We start from the raw sequence: 15,454 nt of genomic DNA on the forward strand, positions 1-15,454 counted from the left end.
AATTTTATAGCGGTAGTCTTTTAATTAAATTAACTTATAGCTTTATGCGTAGTACAAGTAAAATTAAAATAATTGTAACTTTTATTTTGACACTCATTTCATTGGTTGGATACAGTCAGTCTAACAACTTTAAGGTAACTTTAGATGCGGGCCACGGCGCACATGATTATGGTGCTGTTTATGAAGGTCGTATAGAAAAGAATATTGCTTTAGCTGTAGTTTTGAAAGTTGGAAAAATACTTGCGGCAACACCACAAATGGAAGTCAATTACACTCGAAAAACAGATGTATTTATAGACTTAATTGAAAGAGCAAATATCGCCAACAGATTTAACGCAAATATTTTTGTTTCTATTCATTGCAATGCCAACAGAAACACAGCTGCAGATGGAACCGAAACCTATGTTATGGGTTTGAGCAAAGTGGCTTCAAACTTAGAAGCGGCCAAAAAAGAGAACTCCGTAATTACCTTGGAGAAAGATTACAAACAAAAATATGAAGGATTTGATCCTAACTCTCCTGAAACGATGATTGGAATGACGCTGATGCAGGAAGAATATCTGGATAACAGTATTTCGCTGGCCAGTAAAGTAGAAGATGCTTTTGAAGATTTAGGTAAAAAAATAAGAGGAGGCGGAGTGAAACAAGCGCCATTTATGGTACTTCACAAAGCATATATGCCTAGAGTGCTGATAGAAATGGGTTTTATATCTAATACATTAGAAGGGAATAAATTAAATACAGAAGAAGGCCAAGACGAAATTGCCAAAGCGATTGCCGATGCTGTTATTAGTTATAAAAAAGAATATTATGGCAGTGGCGAAGTGGAGATTTTTGAGGAAAGACCTTCCCAAAAAATTAATGAAAAACCATTACGTGATACTGTTACTCCTGCGAAACCAAAAATGAGTTCTCAATCAGCAGAATCAGCTCAGACTAAAAAAATGGCTGAGAATTCTAAACCTGTTTTCAAAGTGCAACTTTCAGCCAGTAGTAAAAGATTAGAATTACTTCCTAAAAATTTTAATGGACTTAAAAATATCTCTGTAGCTTATGAAAATAGAGTTTACAAATACATGTATGGAGAAACAGCTGATTATGATGAAGCAAAAAACCAATTAAAAGAGGCAAAAGAAAAAGGATATAATTCTGCATTTTTGATAGCATTTAAAAATGGGTCGAAAGTCAATATTCAAGACGTTATTAAATAGTAGTAGGACACCCATCGGATATAAAATTAAAAAAACTAATATTTCAAATACTTCTGTAGAATTTAAAACCAAAATCACAACTGCATCTCTACTGTTCTGCTATAGTACTTTATCTAAATCTAATTAAAAATTTACGGTTATTTTTAGATGCAGGTAATAGATGTAAAGAGCCCAGTAACTCGTCTCATTATTTTTTCAAAAAAGAAATTACATTAAAAACCACATTGAAATTAGACAAATATGGAACTAAAGACAATGATTTTAAAGTGGTTTACACCGTAAAATCAGGTGTTGTTACAGAATTAAAAGACAGACCCAAAAAGGCAAATTTTATCGATTCCTATTTATTTGTTTCTGTACATTGTAAATCTATTTTAGTATTAAGTATAAATATGTAAACTTTTTTCAGTAAGAGACATGTTTGTACGCAAAAGCGAGTAGCTTGCACTAGCGGGGGGAATAATAAGTGCCATTTTTCGTTATCTGGAATTCTTATTAAATATTGTGTTAAAGTGAGAATATACAAACCATAAAGAACCGTTAGAGTAAATAATTATAACCTTTAATGAAGTTTTTGTACCAATAAAAGTCGGGTTAATTTCATAAATACAAAAAAACTAATACCCGGATCTCATCCAATATTAGGTTCTTTTTATTACTCCTTTATTTAGCAACCCCACAGCTGCTTAAATAGAGCATTTTTTTTACAAATATCTAAGCATTACTCTAGCGGAGAATCTTTTTTTCAAATTCATAAAGCACAGAAAAACACATTAAAAAATCTATGATGTAAAACAATAGGATAAAATCCTCCTCATATCTTGCAAATTTATCAAATAAAATTGGAGCTAACAATATGAAAACAATAATAGAAATAGATAGTACAATAATTGATTGAGAAATTTTTAATTTTAAAACGGAATTATTAAAAATTTCCCCGATTTTAAAAACAAATATCCAGAAAGGTATATGAAGTATATATCCAAACAAGTAAGCACTAAAATAATTACTTGACCCTAATGGTTCATGATATGCAAGTCCAAACAAAAAAAATATTGAATAGGCTAATGTTGCTATTAAAAAAACCAATATTGTCTTACTTATAATTTTCTTTCTTGTTGCAATTTCAATTTTCTTATTTGTTTTCAGTTTTAACATCTTTATCCCTATCAATTGTTCTGGTGAAATTATGTGTTTTCTTAACATCATTTCCATTATTGTTAATATATTCAGCAATTTCATCCATCACGTAATTCCAGACTTTATCAGCTTGATAAAAAAACCTACCACCCTTTTGAGTAGAATTGTAAATCACGTCCATAGGTTCGAACATTTTATCGACACCTCTGTTGTAGAAAGTTAAAGTTCCATCATTATTATTATTATTGGTTAATCCAAACTCTTTATGCCCACCAACCAGATGTTGTAAATCCCAGAACGTGGCTACTGGAGTAAATAGCCAATGGTTATTAGATAATTGAATAGCAAGTACAGGTGCAGTATCCATAATGTTGTAAAAAGACACCAAAGCTTGTTGGGTTTCCACTTAACCGAATTTTTTTTGCCTCTTTATCATTAGTTGGGAATTGTAATGCTGCAACTTCTGGGTCCATAAAATTAACGAAATTTTGTCTTGTATGGGTATATAAATCAGATTCAGAAACATTTTTGGGTAATTTAGATATTTTAACAGGACAGTAATATGTATTTAAAATATCTCCTGAAGGATCATTCATACGTCGGGCAGAAATAGTACGTTTTTTAGCAGCATCCTGAATTTCAGCCTCCAATATTGTACTTTTTTCAAAAGTTAACATATCAGCCCATTTATCATAATATGTACTTTTTAATAATTTTAGTTTAACTTGACTTCCAATATTAATAGTACTCCCTGAAATTAAATCTTTCGCTTCAAGCCCTTCAATTTCAACAGAATTTGTCACTCTATTTTCACTAAAAGCAAAAGTAGAGTTTTAAACATATTTTTTAAATAATGGGTCTACCGCAAAAAACCTTCCCACTCGTGGGTCGTGCATCCTAAAAATGTCATAAAACGAGTTTCCTTCCCCTTTCAACATATCATCTTTCTCCTGTCCTTGGAAGCCGTATCGATGAACTCCTAGGTTCCCGGATCTATTAGGAACGAGCATACCAAAAGAATAGTAGTCTAATCACTCCATAAGCCAGTATATACAAGACCTTACGTATTATTTAAATATACATAAAAATGCATAAATTGATAATTTTCAGCATTTCAAAAATAGAAAATTAATATAATCATACTATTTGACGATTAATATTTTTATTAATTTATTTTTAAATTTAATAAATATTGAGATTAAAATCTAACAAATATAAATTATTATTAAAAAACTTACATTTTTATTTGAAAAATAATTTTAAAAGTATATCTTGCTCATCTTTTAAAATAAATTCTACTCCTTTGAAAACAAAAGTATTGTATCGTTTTTTATATCTTCTTTTAGCAGTTTTATTGGTATCTTTTTCAGATCCATACACTATTAAAAGAATTTCAGACCCTAATTTCAGATATGAGTTTTACACTACAGATAAGAAAGTAAATCCTAAAAAAAACAAAATCTATTTTTGGTTTAAAGGAGGATTGATTCACAATTCACAAGCTGGAATAGTAGGGGAGTTATTGCATGATAAATTTGTAAAGATGTATCACAGTAACCAATTAGCCGAACAAGGTCAATTCAAAAATGGACTAAAAGTGGGATTCTGGAAAACTTGGTATCCTAACGGGGTGATACAAACAACGCAGTACTGGAAAAATGGTTTAAAATCAGGAAAATACTTTCGTTATAGTGAAAATGGAATAATAACTGCGAGAGGGAACTATAATGGTGGTATAATGAACGGAAAATGGATTGATTATGAAAAGAAAGACACTCTTACTTATAAAAGGGGTGCCGTTTTTATAAAAAAAACGAAATTATCTAGAGTAGAGAAATTCAAATTAAAACAGGAAAGCAATAAAGCAGATAGAGCTAAAAAAACACTGCAAGAATCGGAAGAATTAAAAAACGCTTCCATTTTGGCTACTTACAAAGCAACCGCTAAAGAAAATGAAAAAACATGGAAAGAAAGCAAGAAAGCAGTTAAAGAAACAGAAAAGGCAAAAAGAGCTGCTAAAGGGGATTCTAAAATAAAAATTTTCTTCAAAAAATTATTTGGCAAAAAACAGCCAAAACAAAAAAACCATGGTAAAAGCTCATAGTTTATTGTATGCCATTTACATATGCTTGATTGTCTCCATAATTTGTGGAGCGATTTTGTATTTAGCCAACCTGTATGGTCAGCTCAATTTGCATTATAATCTTCGAGAAGAATTGTATATTCATAACCAGTCTGCAGTGAACTTTGCCTTGGGAAATAAAACGGTGGCAGTGGAAATACCGGCAGATGAAAATTCAGGAATAAAAGGGGCTTATAGCACAAAACAGTATGGTTTGCTTACGCTACTACTGGCAAATTCTTGGGTTAAAAATGACACCGTCGCTTCGGCTCATTTTGTAGGTTATTTTGCCACTGACAAAACCGCGATTCATTTGGCAAACTTAAGTAAATCTCTTTCGTATTCAGGAATAGTTAAGTTATTTGGTGACAACCAACTGCCGTCAACTTTTATTGAAACAGCTTATATCAACAACAAACCCAATCAACTTATTCTTGAAGGAAAGAATAGCGTTTCTGAAATTCGTCTGCCGGAAATTAATCCAAACTTCAAGAAGATTTATGAAGGAATTCATTCGGAGAAAATAGGGTTGTCAGAAGTAGACAGACCCAAAGACTCATTGTATTATAATTCCTTTTTTAATGAAACTAAAGAAATTCAGGTAAATTCAATTGTTAGCAATGTGATTTTTAAAGGCAACTTCATTTTGCGCTCTAAAGATTCTATTCGGGTTAGAAAAAATACCGTTTTAGAAGACGTTATTCTTATCGCACCAAAAATTACATTCGAAGAGGGTTTTAAAGGCACAGTTCAGGCTTTTGCCACAAAAGGAATTGAACTGGAGCAAAAAGTAACATTAAATTATCCATCAGTGGTATGTGTTTATAATGAAAGCGCCGAAGAGAGTAAAATTAAAATAAAAAAGGAAAGTAAAATAACAGGTGCGATAGTGTTGTTTGGAAATCCATTGGAAATGATAGATAAAAATAGCATAGAGATTGAAGAACAAGGATTAGTTTTTGGAGATATTTATTGTTCCGGAAAATTGTTTTTAAAAAGTAAGGTGTATGGCTCAGTATATACCAATCGATTTTTTCATAAAACCCAGTCTTCCAATTATGACAACATCATAGTCGATATAGAAATTAATGCCACCAAGCGACCTGGTTATTTTATTGCAATTCCATTGTTTAATACAAAAAAAACTGAATATGGTATTCTTAAAAAGGTACTGTAGCGTAAAAGCAAATTCTATCTTAGAATCTATGATAGCCTTGACTATAATCTCGGTGTGTTTGTATTTTGCCGTCATGATTTTTGCAGCTGTTTTTACACCTAGAACAGCCACAAAGTTTTATGATACACAAAACAAGGCGAATGAATTGTTTTTTTTAGCACAGCTAAAAACCGATTCCTTATTGTATGAAGGTGATGATGAAAATCTTATTGTGGAAGAAGAAAACATTAATAATGGCTTGAAAAAGATAACAATACAATACAAAGACAGCACACAATTTCAGTTTGAAAAAACTTTTTATGTTCAAACCAATAATGAATAACACAAATTCGATTCCCGCATTTTCACTGATCGAAGCTATTGTCAGTATGGCAATTACAGCTATTATCATGGGGATTGTTTTTGTGATTTTTTCAATTGTAACGGAACGGATGTTAGATTATAAAAATCAAAATGAATTGGTTAATGATATCAACCGATTGACCTATAGTGTTAATAAAGATATTTTTGAAAATGAAAAAATGATGGTTAGCGAAAACGAAGTGATTTTTAATGGATATGCTGGTGAAACCGTAAAATACAATTTTCAGGAAGAATATATCTTGCGGAGTACAGAAATATTTATTGATACATTTAAAATCAAATTGAAACAAATAGTTATTGACTCAGTTAAAAATAAATCCCAAAGAATTGTTTTTCAAAAATTAAAATTGAACGTAAAGGTAAATGAAAGAGAAATGGATTTAAAATTCTACAAAAGGGTGTACGCTAATGAATTGTTACAAGCAATAAAAGAATAATGAGTTTAGATCTAAGTACATACAAAGCGGACAAGTCAGAGAAAACTCATTTCAAGATAGAAACGGGTCTTTTCCAGTTTTTTAAAAAACTCTCGGATAAGAAGAAAGAAGTATTCTATAGAGAACTAGGAATGCTTTTAAAGTCTGGTGTCGATTTTAAAAAAGCACTGGAAATATTGAGCAATCAATCGAATACTAACTTTGAGAAAGAAATGATTATTCAAATCAAAGATAAAGTAGTTGATGGAAAAAGTATTTATGAATCGATGCGGGAAACCAACCAATTTTCTGCCTATGAATATTACAGTATTCAAATTGGAGAAGAGACAAGAAAACTGGAAGAGGTATTAGGCGAATTGCAGAAATATTTCAACCGAAAGATTCAGATGAAAAGACAGATCGTTTCGGTATTGACATATCCGGCTATTGTCATGTTAGTGACCTTTCTAGTACTCTATTTTATGCTAAATAAAGTAGTGCCGATGTTTAGCTCGGTATTTAAGCAATTTGGAAGTGAATTGCCAAAAAGCACCCAAATTATTATAAAAATATCGAATCATTCAGGAATAATTTTTACGGTTGTGATAGGGGTAATAGTAGGGTTAATAATAGCACACGCTTTATTAAAAGAGAAACAAAGTTATAGAGCCTGTACAGGAACATTAATACTGAAAATTCCCTATTTCGGGAATTTAATCCGAAAAATTTATATTTCTCGTTTTTGTCAGGCAATGAATTTATTGATTACTTCTAAAACTACATTGATAAGTTCATTGTCATTAACGGCAAAAATGATAAGCTTTTATCCTATTGAAGTTGTAATTGAAGAAATAAAAGAGGATATAACTCGCGGTGCATCTTTAAATGAAAGTTTAAAAAAACATAATGTGTTTGAAAACAAAATGGTTTCTATGATTGAAGTTGCAGAACAAGTCAATCAGTTGGAAACAATGTTTGAGCGATTAACAGAACAATACAATGAGGAAATTAGTCATCAAACAAAAATGATTGGTGTTATTTTAGAACCCATGATTATTATTGTTATTGGGATAATTGTGGGGGTAATTATGATTTCTATGTATGCTCCAATGTTTGATTTAAGTAAAATAATAAAAAATTAACAATTATTTGGTTACAATGTGTATTTTTGAATTATTAAAATTAACTATTTTTAATAAATAAAATCAGACAACGATGTTAGAGAAGATTAAAAAACAGTTACAAAACATTAAAAAAGCTTCGGTTAAAGCATACTCTTTGACGGAAATTTTAATTGTATTGTGCATTATTGGAATACTATTATTAATGGTGTTGCCTAACCAAACATCAGTTATTGGTCAGGCAAAAGCTATTGAAGCACAAGCCATGCTTAATCAAATATATGGTTTAGAAAAAAGTTATTTCTACAGACATTCTAAATATTCAAGTAACTTAGAGGAACTTGGCTTTGAACAGGAATTGACAGTTGATGAGGGTGGTCAAGCAGTATATAAAATCGAAATTATTGATGCTTCAAATGATTCCTTTTCAGCAAGAGCAACTGCAGCATCTGATTTAGATAGTGATGGAAGTTTCAATACCTGGGAAATTGACAATAAAAAAATGCTGAATGAAGTAACAAAGGAATAAATTGAGAGTTGCATATATAGGGTTATTACTTTGTTTGCTGGCTGTGTTTTTTCAAGATTGGAAATACAGGAGAATTCACGTGGGATTACCTTTAGCTATTTTCCTTTTTTCTTTATACGTGATTCAACATGAAAATAAAATTTTGTTTAAAATTATTGTTTATAATTTGGTTTTTTTCTTACTAACATTAATTATATTAATTCTTTATATGAGTCTAAAAACCAAAAAATTTTTAAACCCTTTTCAAAATTATTTTGGGTTAGGAGATTTATTGTTTTATGTGGCAATAGCTCCCTTGTTCCTACTTCAAAACTACATTCTATTTTTCATATTTTCAATGATTTTTGCAATAGGCCTTCAGTTGGGATTGAAAAAAATAATTCGGGAGAATACGGTTCCGTTAGCAGGATTTTCAGCCCTACTATTATTTATACTAATCATAAAAGATATGATGTTGGATTTTCAAAAAATTACGTTGTTATAAGTTATGCAAGAAATAGTAATCCTTTCCGAAAATCAGCATAGCATTTCAAGTGATTTAGCAAATCAGTATAGAATATTGCCTAAATCAGTTTCTGAAAACACATTGGAATTATACATCGATGACTTATCTAACAATCCGGATGCTAAGGAAGAATTGGAACTTTTTTTAGGGAAACATATTGTTTTCAGTCCGATAGATACCATTGAAATTGAAAAAGCACTATCTATTTATTACCGAAAAGATAGACAAGTAAATTTAAGTAAATCACTTAATGTTGACAAAGGAGATTTTCTTGAAAACTTATTAGGAGAAGCAAAATCCTTGAAATGCAGTGATATTCATTTTGAGGTTTACGAAGATTCATCCCGGATCCGTTTTAGAATAGATGGTCAATTAATTGAGCGATATATGGTTGAGCGAGAAAATTATCTGGAATTAGTGAATAAGATTAAGATAAAAGCCAAACTTAATATTACTGAAAAACGACTGCCACAAGACGGGAGGATTACTAACGAATCGTTCGACATAAGGGTTTCTATTTTACCAACTTTATTTGGAGAAAAAATAGTAATGCGTTTGTTAGGACAAGATGCATCTAATATTGATCTGAGTACATTAGGTCTCCAAAAAGAAGAACTGGAACACTATTTAGAAGCGGTAAAAAAGCCTAATGGAATTATTTTAATAAGTGGTCCAACGGGTTCTGGAAAAACAACAACACTTTATGCTACTTTACGATTGCTAAACGATAGCAGAAGAAATATTGTAACGGTTGAAGATCCCATTGAATATACTTTAAAAGGCATCAATCAAGTACAGCTAAAAGAAGATATTGGATTGACTTTTTCTTCGGCCTTAAAATCGTTTTTACGGCAAGATCCTGATGTAATTATGTTAGGGGAAATTCGTGATTCTGAAACTGCTTTAATGGCCATTCGTGCTTCATTGACGGGCCATCTGGTACTCTCAACTATACATACGAATTCGGCGATAGGTACTGTTTCGAGATTATTAGACATGGGAGTACCATCTTATTTGATCGCAGAAACATTAAATCTTTCTGTCGCACAACGATTGATACGAAAACTTTGTAACAATTGTAAGAAAGAAGTGGAATGTTATAAAGAAGATTTTCCAGGGAATTTTCAATTTCCGTATGAAATTTCAAAATATAATAAACCTGTCGGCTGCAACAAGTGTTTTCATACAGGATATAAAGGCAGAAGGGCTATTTATGAAGTTTTGACTATCGATAATACGATTTGTGAAGCAATAAAAAACAATACGATTACGAAATTATTTAATAATGATGAAAACTATAAATCGCTGTCTGATAAGGCTTTTGATATTTTAGCCGAAGGTGAAACGGCCTTAGAGGAAATATATTCTATTTTAATTAACATATAAATAAATGTTCAAACAAATTGTTTACATACTAATTGGGTTCTTTTTTACAAATCTTGTTGTTGCACAACAAGATATAAATGAGTTGAGCCGGAAATTTGACGAGCTGTCGATACAAAAAAAAGGTTTAAATGAATCTATAAAAATTGATGTTTCAGGACTGACGTTACATGATTTTATTTCATCAATGGCAGAAGAACATCAATTAAATATAGATATTGAAGATGACTTAGATCAAGCAATATCCAATAATTTTTATGATGTAACGGTGAAGGAAGTATTTATTCATCTTGTTCAAAAATATGATTTAGAAGTCACTTTTATGAATAATATCATCACTTTTAAAAAGAGAAAAGAGGTTAAAATTATTGAAAAAAAATTACCCAAAGTTATTGATGTAAATTATAATTCTCAGAATGACTTCTTGTCTGTTAAACTGGAAAACGATTCATTACCATCAGTTACCAAGGCAATTATTGATAAGTCCGGTAAGAATTTAGTTCTGGCTCCTAATGTAAAAACTCTTAAAGTGTCAGCATATATTCTAAACAGACCCTTTGATCAGGTAATAGAAATGTTGGCAAAATCAAATGATCTGGTTGCAACCAAAGATGAAAATGGATTTTATTTTATTGAGAAGAATAAAGACGAAAATAACAATACTACACCGAATAATAGTAATATTCCAAAATCAAAACAACCTAAAGCAAGCATAGGTTCTCCCGGTTATTATCAGGTCGATTTAAATAAAAATGGCTTTTTATCGGTAAAAGCAAACGTTGCCGATGTTGCCGATTTATTAACGGAGGCTGCCGAAAAATTACACATAAATTACTTTTTATATAACAAACCCGAAAACGAAAAAACAACATTATCCGCAGAAAATATCACTTTTGATGAATTACTGGAAAATATTTTTAAAGGCAAAAAATACACCTACAAAAAACAGGATAACTTATACTTGATTGGAGAACAAGCAACAGAGGGGTTGAGAGTCACCGAAATGATCCAACTGGAAAATCGGTCTATTGAATCAGTGCTTAGTTCCTTACCAAAGGTCTTTTCAGAAAAATTAGAAATTAAAGAATTTGTGGAATTAAACGGACTGATTGTCTCAGGTGCAAAATCGATACTTGAAGAATTAAAAGTATATATCAAGCAGATTGATAAGGTAGTCCCAATGGTTCAGATTGAAGTGATTATTGTGCAATATAACAAGTCGTACGATATTCAAACGGGAATGAAAATGGGTCTGGATAAAATAAATAAAACACAAACTGGAGGCGTATTGTTTCCCACTGCTGATGTAACAGTAAATGCTTCGTCAGTGAATAGTTTAATCAATGCTTTCAATGGTTTTGGTCTTTTTAAATTAGGGAAAGTAGCCTCGTCGTTTTATTTGAACCTAAAGTTGCTTGAAAATAATTCGATAATTAAAGTAGAATCTACACCGAAAATAGCGACGATCAGCGGACATGAAGCGAAATTATCTATTGGTGAAACCAGTTATTATTTTGAACAAAGTAATAGATTAATTAATAATAGTATCGGGAATGATATATTGAATTCAGGAACATGGAAGTCAACCGATGCCAACTTAACCGTATCGATTAAACCTTTTGTATCCACTGATGAGAATGTAACATTAACAATTGCAGTAGAAAAAAGTTCGTTTTTAGGTAGAGCCGGAGAAACTGCCCCTCCTGGAAAAGCAACTCAAAAATTTGAATCTTTAGTGAGAGTTAAAAATAACGAAATGATTTTATTGGGAGGATTGGACGAATTGAAAAAAGAAAATTCAGGTTCAGGAACGCCTTTAATATCAAAAATTCCAATTATTAAATGGTTTTTTAGCAGTCGTAAAAAAGGAAAAAGCAATTCAAAATTGCATATTTTTATCAAACCAACAGTTGTATATTGATGATTACATTTATATCTAAAATAATAAAATTAAATAATTTGCATGTTATTGGTGTCATTAAAAAAGACGACGACGAAAGCTACAGCGTGCTTACAGTTAAAAAGAAAGGTCAAAAAATAGATGTTGTCAATATGGCTTTTTATGACACAGTCGAGGAGTTACGTAAAAATATCGATATAAAGCTGCCTATAATTCTGGTTGTGGATGGAAAAGGAGTGTTAAACAAGGAGATTAATTTGAATAATGAGGCAGATGTAAGTTGGCAGAAAAACATTGATTACAAATCGATTTACCAAACTAGTTTAGAAGGATCTAATAGTAATTTTATAAGTTTTTGCAGGAAAAATATTGTAGATGATACTATAATAAAATTTCAAAAAAAAGGATTTCAAGTAGTGGATATTTATATTGGTTCTTTTTTGTCAGCATTATTATTTACTGCAATAAAAAACGAAACAATAATTTCAAACGATTTGTTTTTGGAATTTGATAATGAAAAGCTTGTAGGCTTTAAAAAACAAACAGAATCAATAAAAAAAGAACAATATACCATTGGAGAAGAGATTATTTCAAGCAGTTTTTTACCGCTTTATGGTACGTTAATTCATTTTTTTATTCAGCCAAAAGAAGTTTCGAAAACGAAAAATGAAACTTTAAATGTTGAAGAAATTATTTATAAAAAAGCATTTAATATTTTTGGTATTGCAATGCTTATAGGGTTTCTGACGACTTTATTAGCAAGTTATCTTTTGATACAGCATTATGGGTCAAAAAATGCAGAACTCAATCTTCAAAATGTATATTCAAATCAATCCTATCAGTTGATATTGGATTTAGAAAAGCAAAAAGAAAAGAAACAAAGTATTTTAAAAGAGTCGGGTTTTTTGTCTTCAAAATTTCTTTCCTATAATGGTTATGAAATAATTAAAGTAATACCACAGGATATTTCTTTGACAGCGTTAAATATAACACCGTTAAATAAAGAAATCAAAGCGAATCAGAAAATGAATTTTGAGGCTAAAACTATTATAGTTAAAGGGGAAACATTCAAAGAGTCATCATTTAATGGATGGATGGAAGGCTTGAAAAAAATGAATTGGCTACAGCATTTTGAAATTATAAGTTTTAAAAAGGATAAGAAAAATAAATCCCAATTTGAAGTAAAAATCGCAATAAAAGATGTTTGAAAACTATTCCTATAAAACAAAATGCACCGCATTAATTGTTGTCTTTTTAATGCTTTCAATAACGGCATACAAAAGATCATTCCACACATTATTTCAGGTAATCAGTGAATACAAAGTTTTGTCGGCAAAAGCAGACGATATCAATAAAAAAGCAAATAACACTGATGGATTAATTAGAGATATTGTCTATTTAGATAATATAATCGGTAAAGAGGGAATAACTAAAGAAATGGTGCAACAAGGTATAGTAAGTTTTGCAGCCGAAAAACAACCGCAAGTTTCTATTAATGATTTGCAGCCTATTCATGTTTTTCCTGATGATAATTATGCGATTATTACAAACCAGCTTGATGTAACAGGAAATAGTAATCAACTATTGCAGTTAGGATATGATTTTGAAAAAGAATTTAACTTTTCAAGAATGGTTAGCATGAATTTTTACATCGTTAAGAAAAATAATAAATCTGACGTTTTACATTTAAAAATGATTTTCCAAAATTATGAAAACAATAAATAAAATTATACTATTCGCTTTGGCAATAGTAACAATGTCGTGTGAAGATATTTTTGAAGAAGACATTACGAACGATTCAGTGCTAATTATTTCTCCTCTGAATGAATCGAAAGTGGAGAGTAACGTAGTTAAATTTCAATGGAACAGCCTCAAAGGTACTGATAATTATCGAGTACAAATATATGGCGCAAATCAATCTACAATACTAGATTCATTAGTCAGTAAAACGAATTTAACATATCCATTAAAACAGGGAACTTATCAGTGGAGGGTGCGAGGCGAGAATTTTGCCTATCAATCATCTTATTCATTTCCAGCAACTTTTTCAACAGTCATTTCTGAGGACTTAACAAACCAGCAAGTCATTTTATCAAGCCCTCAAAATGAGATCTATGTGAATTTTACTAATATCACGTTTAATTGGCAATCCCTTCCAAATGCTACAAGTTATAGTGTTGAAGTAAATAATATTATAAATGGTCAACAAATCTATCTAAAATCAGCTATTACAGGAATATCTGTAACATTAAATATTCCAAATTTAGCAGATGGAATCTATGAATGGAGAGTAAAAGCAAAGAACGGCACTACCGAAACATTACGATATGCAGGGAGAAAATTTTCTATGGATACTGTAATTGCTAATCAGCCACAAAATGTTACACCAGCAAACAATTCTCTACAAATAATAAATCAACAGGTATCTTTTACGTGGACGATAGCTACAGACTCAGGAACTGTTCAGGCCCCAATTTCTTATAAAATTGAATTTTCAAACAATGAAAATTTCACAACAATTAGTCAAACATCTAACGCAAGTTCAACCACCTTTCAACAAACTTTTTCTACAGCAGGTATTTATTTTTGGAGAATAAAGGCTATAGATCAAGCGGGAAATGTTAGTGTAGCTAGTGCTCCATATAAGTTTACAATAAATTAGATTATGACTGCAAAAAAGAAAATAAATAGTATTCTGATAATTGTGGTTTTGGGGCTTTGGGGCGCAGTAGCTTATAAAACGATTAGCCAATATTTTTTTTCAAAAGAATTGGTGGCTAACAAAACTGAATTAAATGATGAGTTAAATTTAAATCAGATAAATAAAGACACTTTTAACTTGGGAAAAGTTGCTAGAGATCCTTTTTTGAACAGACAAAATCCAGTACACAATTTCATCTCAAAAAAATACTATTCTAAAATACCAAATGCAAAAATTAAGACTAATCCTATTGTTTTGAAACCAAAAATTATTATAAATTGGCCATTGATTTCATATCATGGCTATATAACATCAAAAGAGAAGAACGAACAATTAATTTTGGTTAAAATTGATAACAGGCTATACAAACTAAGAAAAAATGATGAAATTGGAGGAGTAACTGTAAAGGAATTATACAACGATTCTATTGAACTTAATTTTAACAAGGAAAAAAAAATAATTCGATATAATTAATCTTTTTTTGAGAAAGTAACGAAATAATGATTAGAACCGGAATTAAAAACCTGCATTAGAAATAAGTAAAAGGTAGATTAAAATGATAAATTGACTGCGTTTAAGAAATGATGTGTATAAAAATATATTTAACTAAAAAAGATACTGCTGCCAATTTTTATAAGAAAGGATTTGATTTAATCGCAGGATTCAAGTTATAAATGCAACTTTTTGATTAAACATATAATTAGGTGTTTCAAAATTAAATCTTTTTCTTGGTCTATTGTTTAATTTCTCTTGTATTTCTATAATTTTCTCTGGAGTTATTTCATCAAATGATGATGATTTGGGTATGTATTGTCTTATTAATCCATTTAGATTTTCATTTGCACCACGTTCCCAAGGGCTGTAAGGGTTGGCAAAGAAAAAATCT

General features: G+C 30.5%; 19 protein-coding genes. 15 read left to right on the top strand and 4 right to left on the bottom strand.

Annotation, left to right across the window (positions count from 1 at the left end):
- Positions 1–44: 44 nt before the first annotated feature.
- Together ACP7AQ_RS14840 and ACP7AQ_RS14845 are read left to right on the top strand one after the other, a co-directional pair.
- Entirely contained in the window at positions 45–1,211 is a 1,167-nt protein-coding gene (locus ACP7AQ_RS14840) for an N-acetylmuramoyl-L-alanine amidase family protein (protein WP_426096011.1), read from the top strand.
- 122 nt (positions 1,212–1,333) lie between these two features.
- Positions 1,334–1,609 (top strand): N-acetylmuramoyl-L-alanine amidase, encoded by a 276-nt coding sequence (locus ACP7AQ_RS14845; RefSeq protein WP_426096020.1) that lies wholly within the window; start codon positions 1,334–1,336, stop codon positions 1,607–1,609.
- A 328-nt stretch (positions 1,610–1,937) separates the two neighbouring features.
- Here the strand turns inward: ACP7AQ_RS14845 and ACP7AQ_RS14850 are convergent, their stop codons facing one another.
- The 3 genes from ACP7AQ_RS14850 to ACP7AQ_RS14860 are packed head-to-tail and all read right to left on the bottom strand — an operon-like array spanning position 1,938 to position 3,154.
- Positions 1,938–2,369, bottom strand: a complete 432-nt coding sequence (locus ACP7AQ_RS14850; protein ID WP_426096012.1) for a hypothetical protein — start codon at positions 2,367–2,369, stop codon at positions 1,938–1,940.
- Entirely contained in the window at positions 2,347–2,718 is a 372-nt protein-coding gene (locus tag ACP7AQ_RS14855) for a hypothetical protein (protein ID WP_426096013.1), read from the bottom strand. Before ACP7AQ_RS14855 ends, ACP7AQ_RS14850 begins: the two co-directional genes overlap by 23 nt.
- Positions 2,681–3,154 (bottom strand): hypothetical protein, encoded by a 474-nt coding sequence (locus tag ACP7AQ_RS14860; RefSeq protein WP_426096014.1) that lies wholly within the window; start codon positions 3,152–3,154, stop codon positions 2,681–2,683. Before ACP7AQ_RS14860 ends, ACP7AQ_RS14855 begins: the two co-directional genes overlap by 38 nt.
- Before the next feature lie 500 nt (positions 3,155–3,654).
- On the opposite strand from ACP7AQ_RS14860, the gene ACP7AQ_RS14865 reads away from it, so the two are divergent.
- The 13 genes from ACP7AQ_RS14865 (at position 3,655) to ACP7AQ_RS14925 (ending at position 15,042) form a co-directional block, all read left to right on the top strand.
- Positions 3,655–4,455: a toxin-antitoxin system YwqK family antitoxin gene (locus ACP7AQ_RS14865; RefSeq protein ID WP_426065109.1), complete on the top strand. Its 801-nt coding sequence runs from the start codon at positions 3,655–3,657 to the stop codon at positions 4,453–4,455.
- Positions 4,439–5,650, top strand: coding sequence for a hypothetical protein (locus ACP7AQ_RS14870; protein ID WP_426065110.1), 1,212 nt, complete (start codon positions 4,439–4,441; stop codon positions 5,648–5,650). Before ACP7AQ_RS14865 ends, ACP7AQ_RS14870 begins: the two co-directional genes overlap by 17 nt.
- The gene (locus ACP7AQ_RS14875; RefSeq protein ID WP_426065111.1) at positions 5,625–5,972 is read left to right on the top strand and encodes a hypothetical protein; all 348 of its coding nucleotides are present in this window, start codon (positions 5,625–5,627) and stop codon (positions 5,970–5,972) included. Before ACP7AQ_RS14870 ends, ACP7AQ_RS14875 begins: the two co-directional genes overlap by 26 nt.
- A complete protein-coding gene (locus ACP7AQ_RS14880; RefSeq protein ID WP_426065112.1) occupies positions 5,950–6,450 on the top strand; it encodes a PulJ/GspJ family protein in 501 nt (166 codons plus the stop codon). Before ACP7AQ_RS14875 ends, ACP7AQ_RS14880 begins: the two co-directional genes overlap by 23 nt.
- Complete coding sequence (locus tag ACP7AQ_RS14885; protein ID WP_426096015.1) at positions 6,450–7,571, top strand: type II secretion system F family protein; 1,122 nt, start codon at positions 6,450–6,452, stop codon at positions 7,569–7,571. The genes ACP7AQ_RS14880 and ACP7AQ_RS14885 overlap by 1 nt, the downstream gene beginning before the upstream one ends.
- 73 nt (positions 7,572–7,644) lie before the next feature.
- Positions 7,645–8,079, top strand: coding sequence for a type IV pilin protein (locus ACP7AQ_RS14890; RefSeq protein ID WP_426065114.1), 435 nt, complete (start codon positions 7,645–7,647; stop codon positions 8,077–8,079).
- Between the two features lie 34 nt (positions 8,080–8,113).
- Positions 8,114–8,563, top strand: a complete 450-nt coding sequence (locus tag ACP7AQ_RS14895) for a prepilin peptidase (RefSeq protein WP_426096021.1) — start codon at positions 8,114–8,116, stop codon at positions 8,561–8,563.
- Between the two features lie 3 nt (positions 8,564–8,566).
- A complete protein-coding gene (locus ACP7AQ_RS14900) occupies positions 8,567–9,970 on the top strand; it encodes a GspE/PulE family protein (protein ID WP_426096016.1) in 1,404 nt (467 codons plus the stop codon).
- A gap of 4 nt (positions 9,971–9,974) precedes the next feature.
- Positions 9,975–11,888 carry a type II secretion system protein GspD gene (locus ACP7AQ_RS14905; protein WP_426096017.1) on the top strand — a complete coding sequence of 638 codons (1,914 nt, stop codon included), beginning with the start codon at positions 9,975–9,977 and terminating at the stop codon, positions 11,886–11,888.
- Positions 11,889–12,088: 200 nt separating this feature from the next.
- On the top strand, positions 12,089–13,075 hold the full coding sequence (locus tag ACP7AQ_RS14910; RefSeq protein ID WP_426096018.1) for a hypothetical protein: 987 nt from the start codon (positions 12,089–12,091) through the stop codon (positions 13,073–13,075).
- Positions 13,068–13,592, top strand: a complete 525-nt coding sequence (locus ACP7AQ_RS14915; RefSeq protein WP_426065119.1) for a hypothetical protein — start codon at positions 13,068–13,070, stop codon at positions 13,590–13,592. Before ACP7AQ_RS14910 ends, ACP7AQ_RS14915 begins: the two co-directional genes overlap by 8 nt.
- Positions 13,576–14,529: a hypothetical protein gene (locus tag ACP7AQ_RS14920; protein ID WP_426096019.1), complete on the top strand. Its 954-nt coding sequence runs from the start codon at positions 13,576–13,578 to the stop codon at positions 14,527–14,529. Before ACP7AQ_RS14915 ends, ACP7AQ_RS14920 begins: the two co-directional genes overlap by 17 nt.
- Before the next feature lie 3 nt (positions 14,530–14,532).
- Entirely contained in the window at positions 14,533–15,042 is a 510-nt protein-coding gene (locus tag ACP7AQ_RS14925) for a hypothetical protein (protein WP_426065121.1), read from the top strand.
- 189 nt (positions 15,043–15,231) lie between these two features.
- On the opposite strand, the gene ACP7AQ_RS14930 is transcribed toward ACP7AQ_RS14925, so the two are convergent.
- A partial coding sequence (locus ACP7AQ_RS14930; protein WP_426065122.1) for an IS30 family transposase occupies positions 15,232–15,454 on the bottom strand: 223 nt, incomplete at its 5' end.

It is taken from the genome of Flavobacterium sp. DSR2-3-3 (genome assembly GCF_049896585.1).
Lineage (GTDB): Bacteria > Bacteroidota > Bacteroidia > Flavobacteriales > Flavobacteriaceae > Flavobacterium.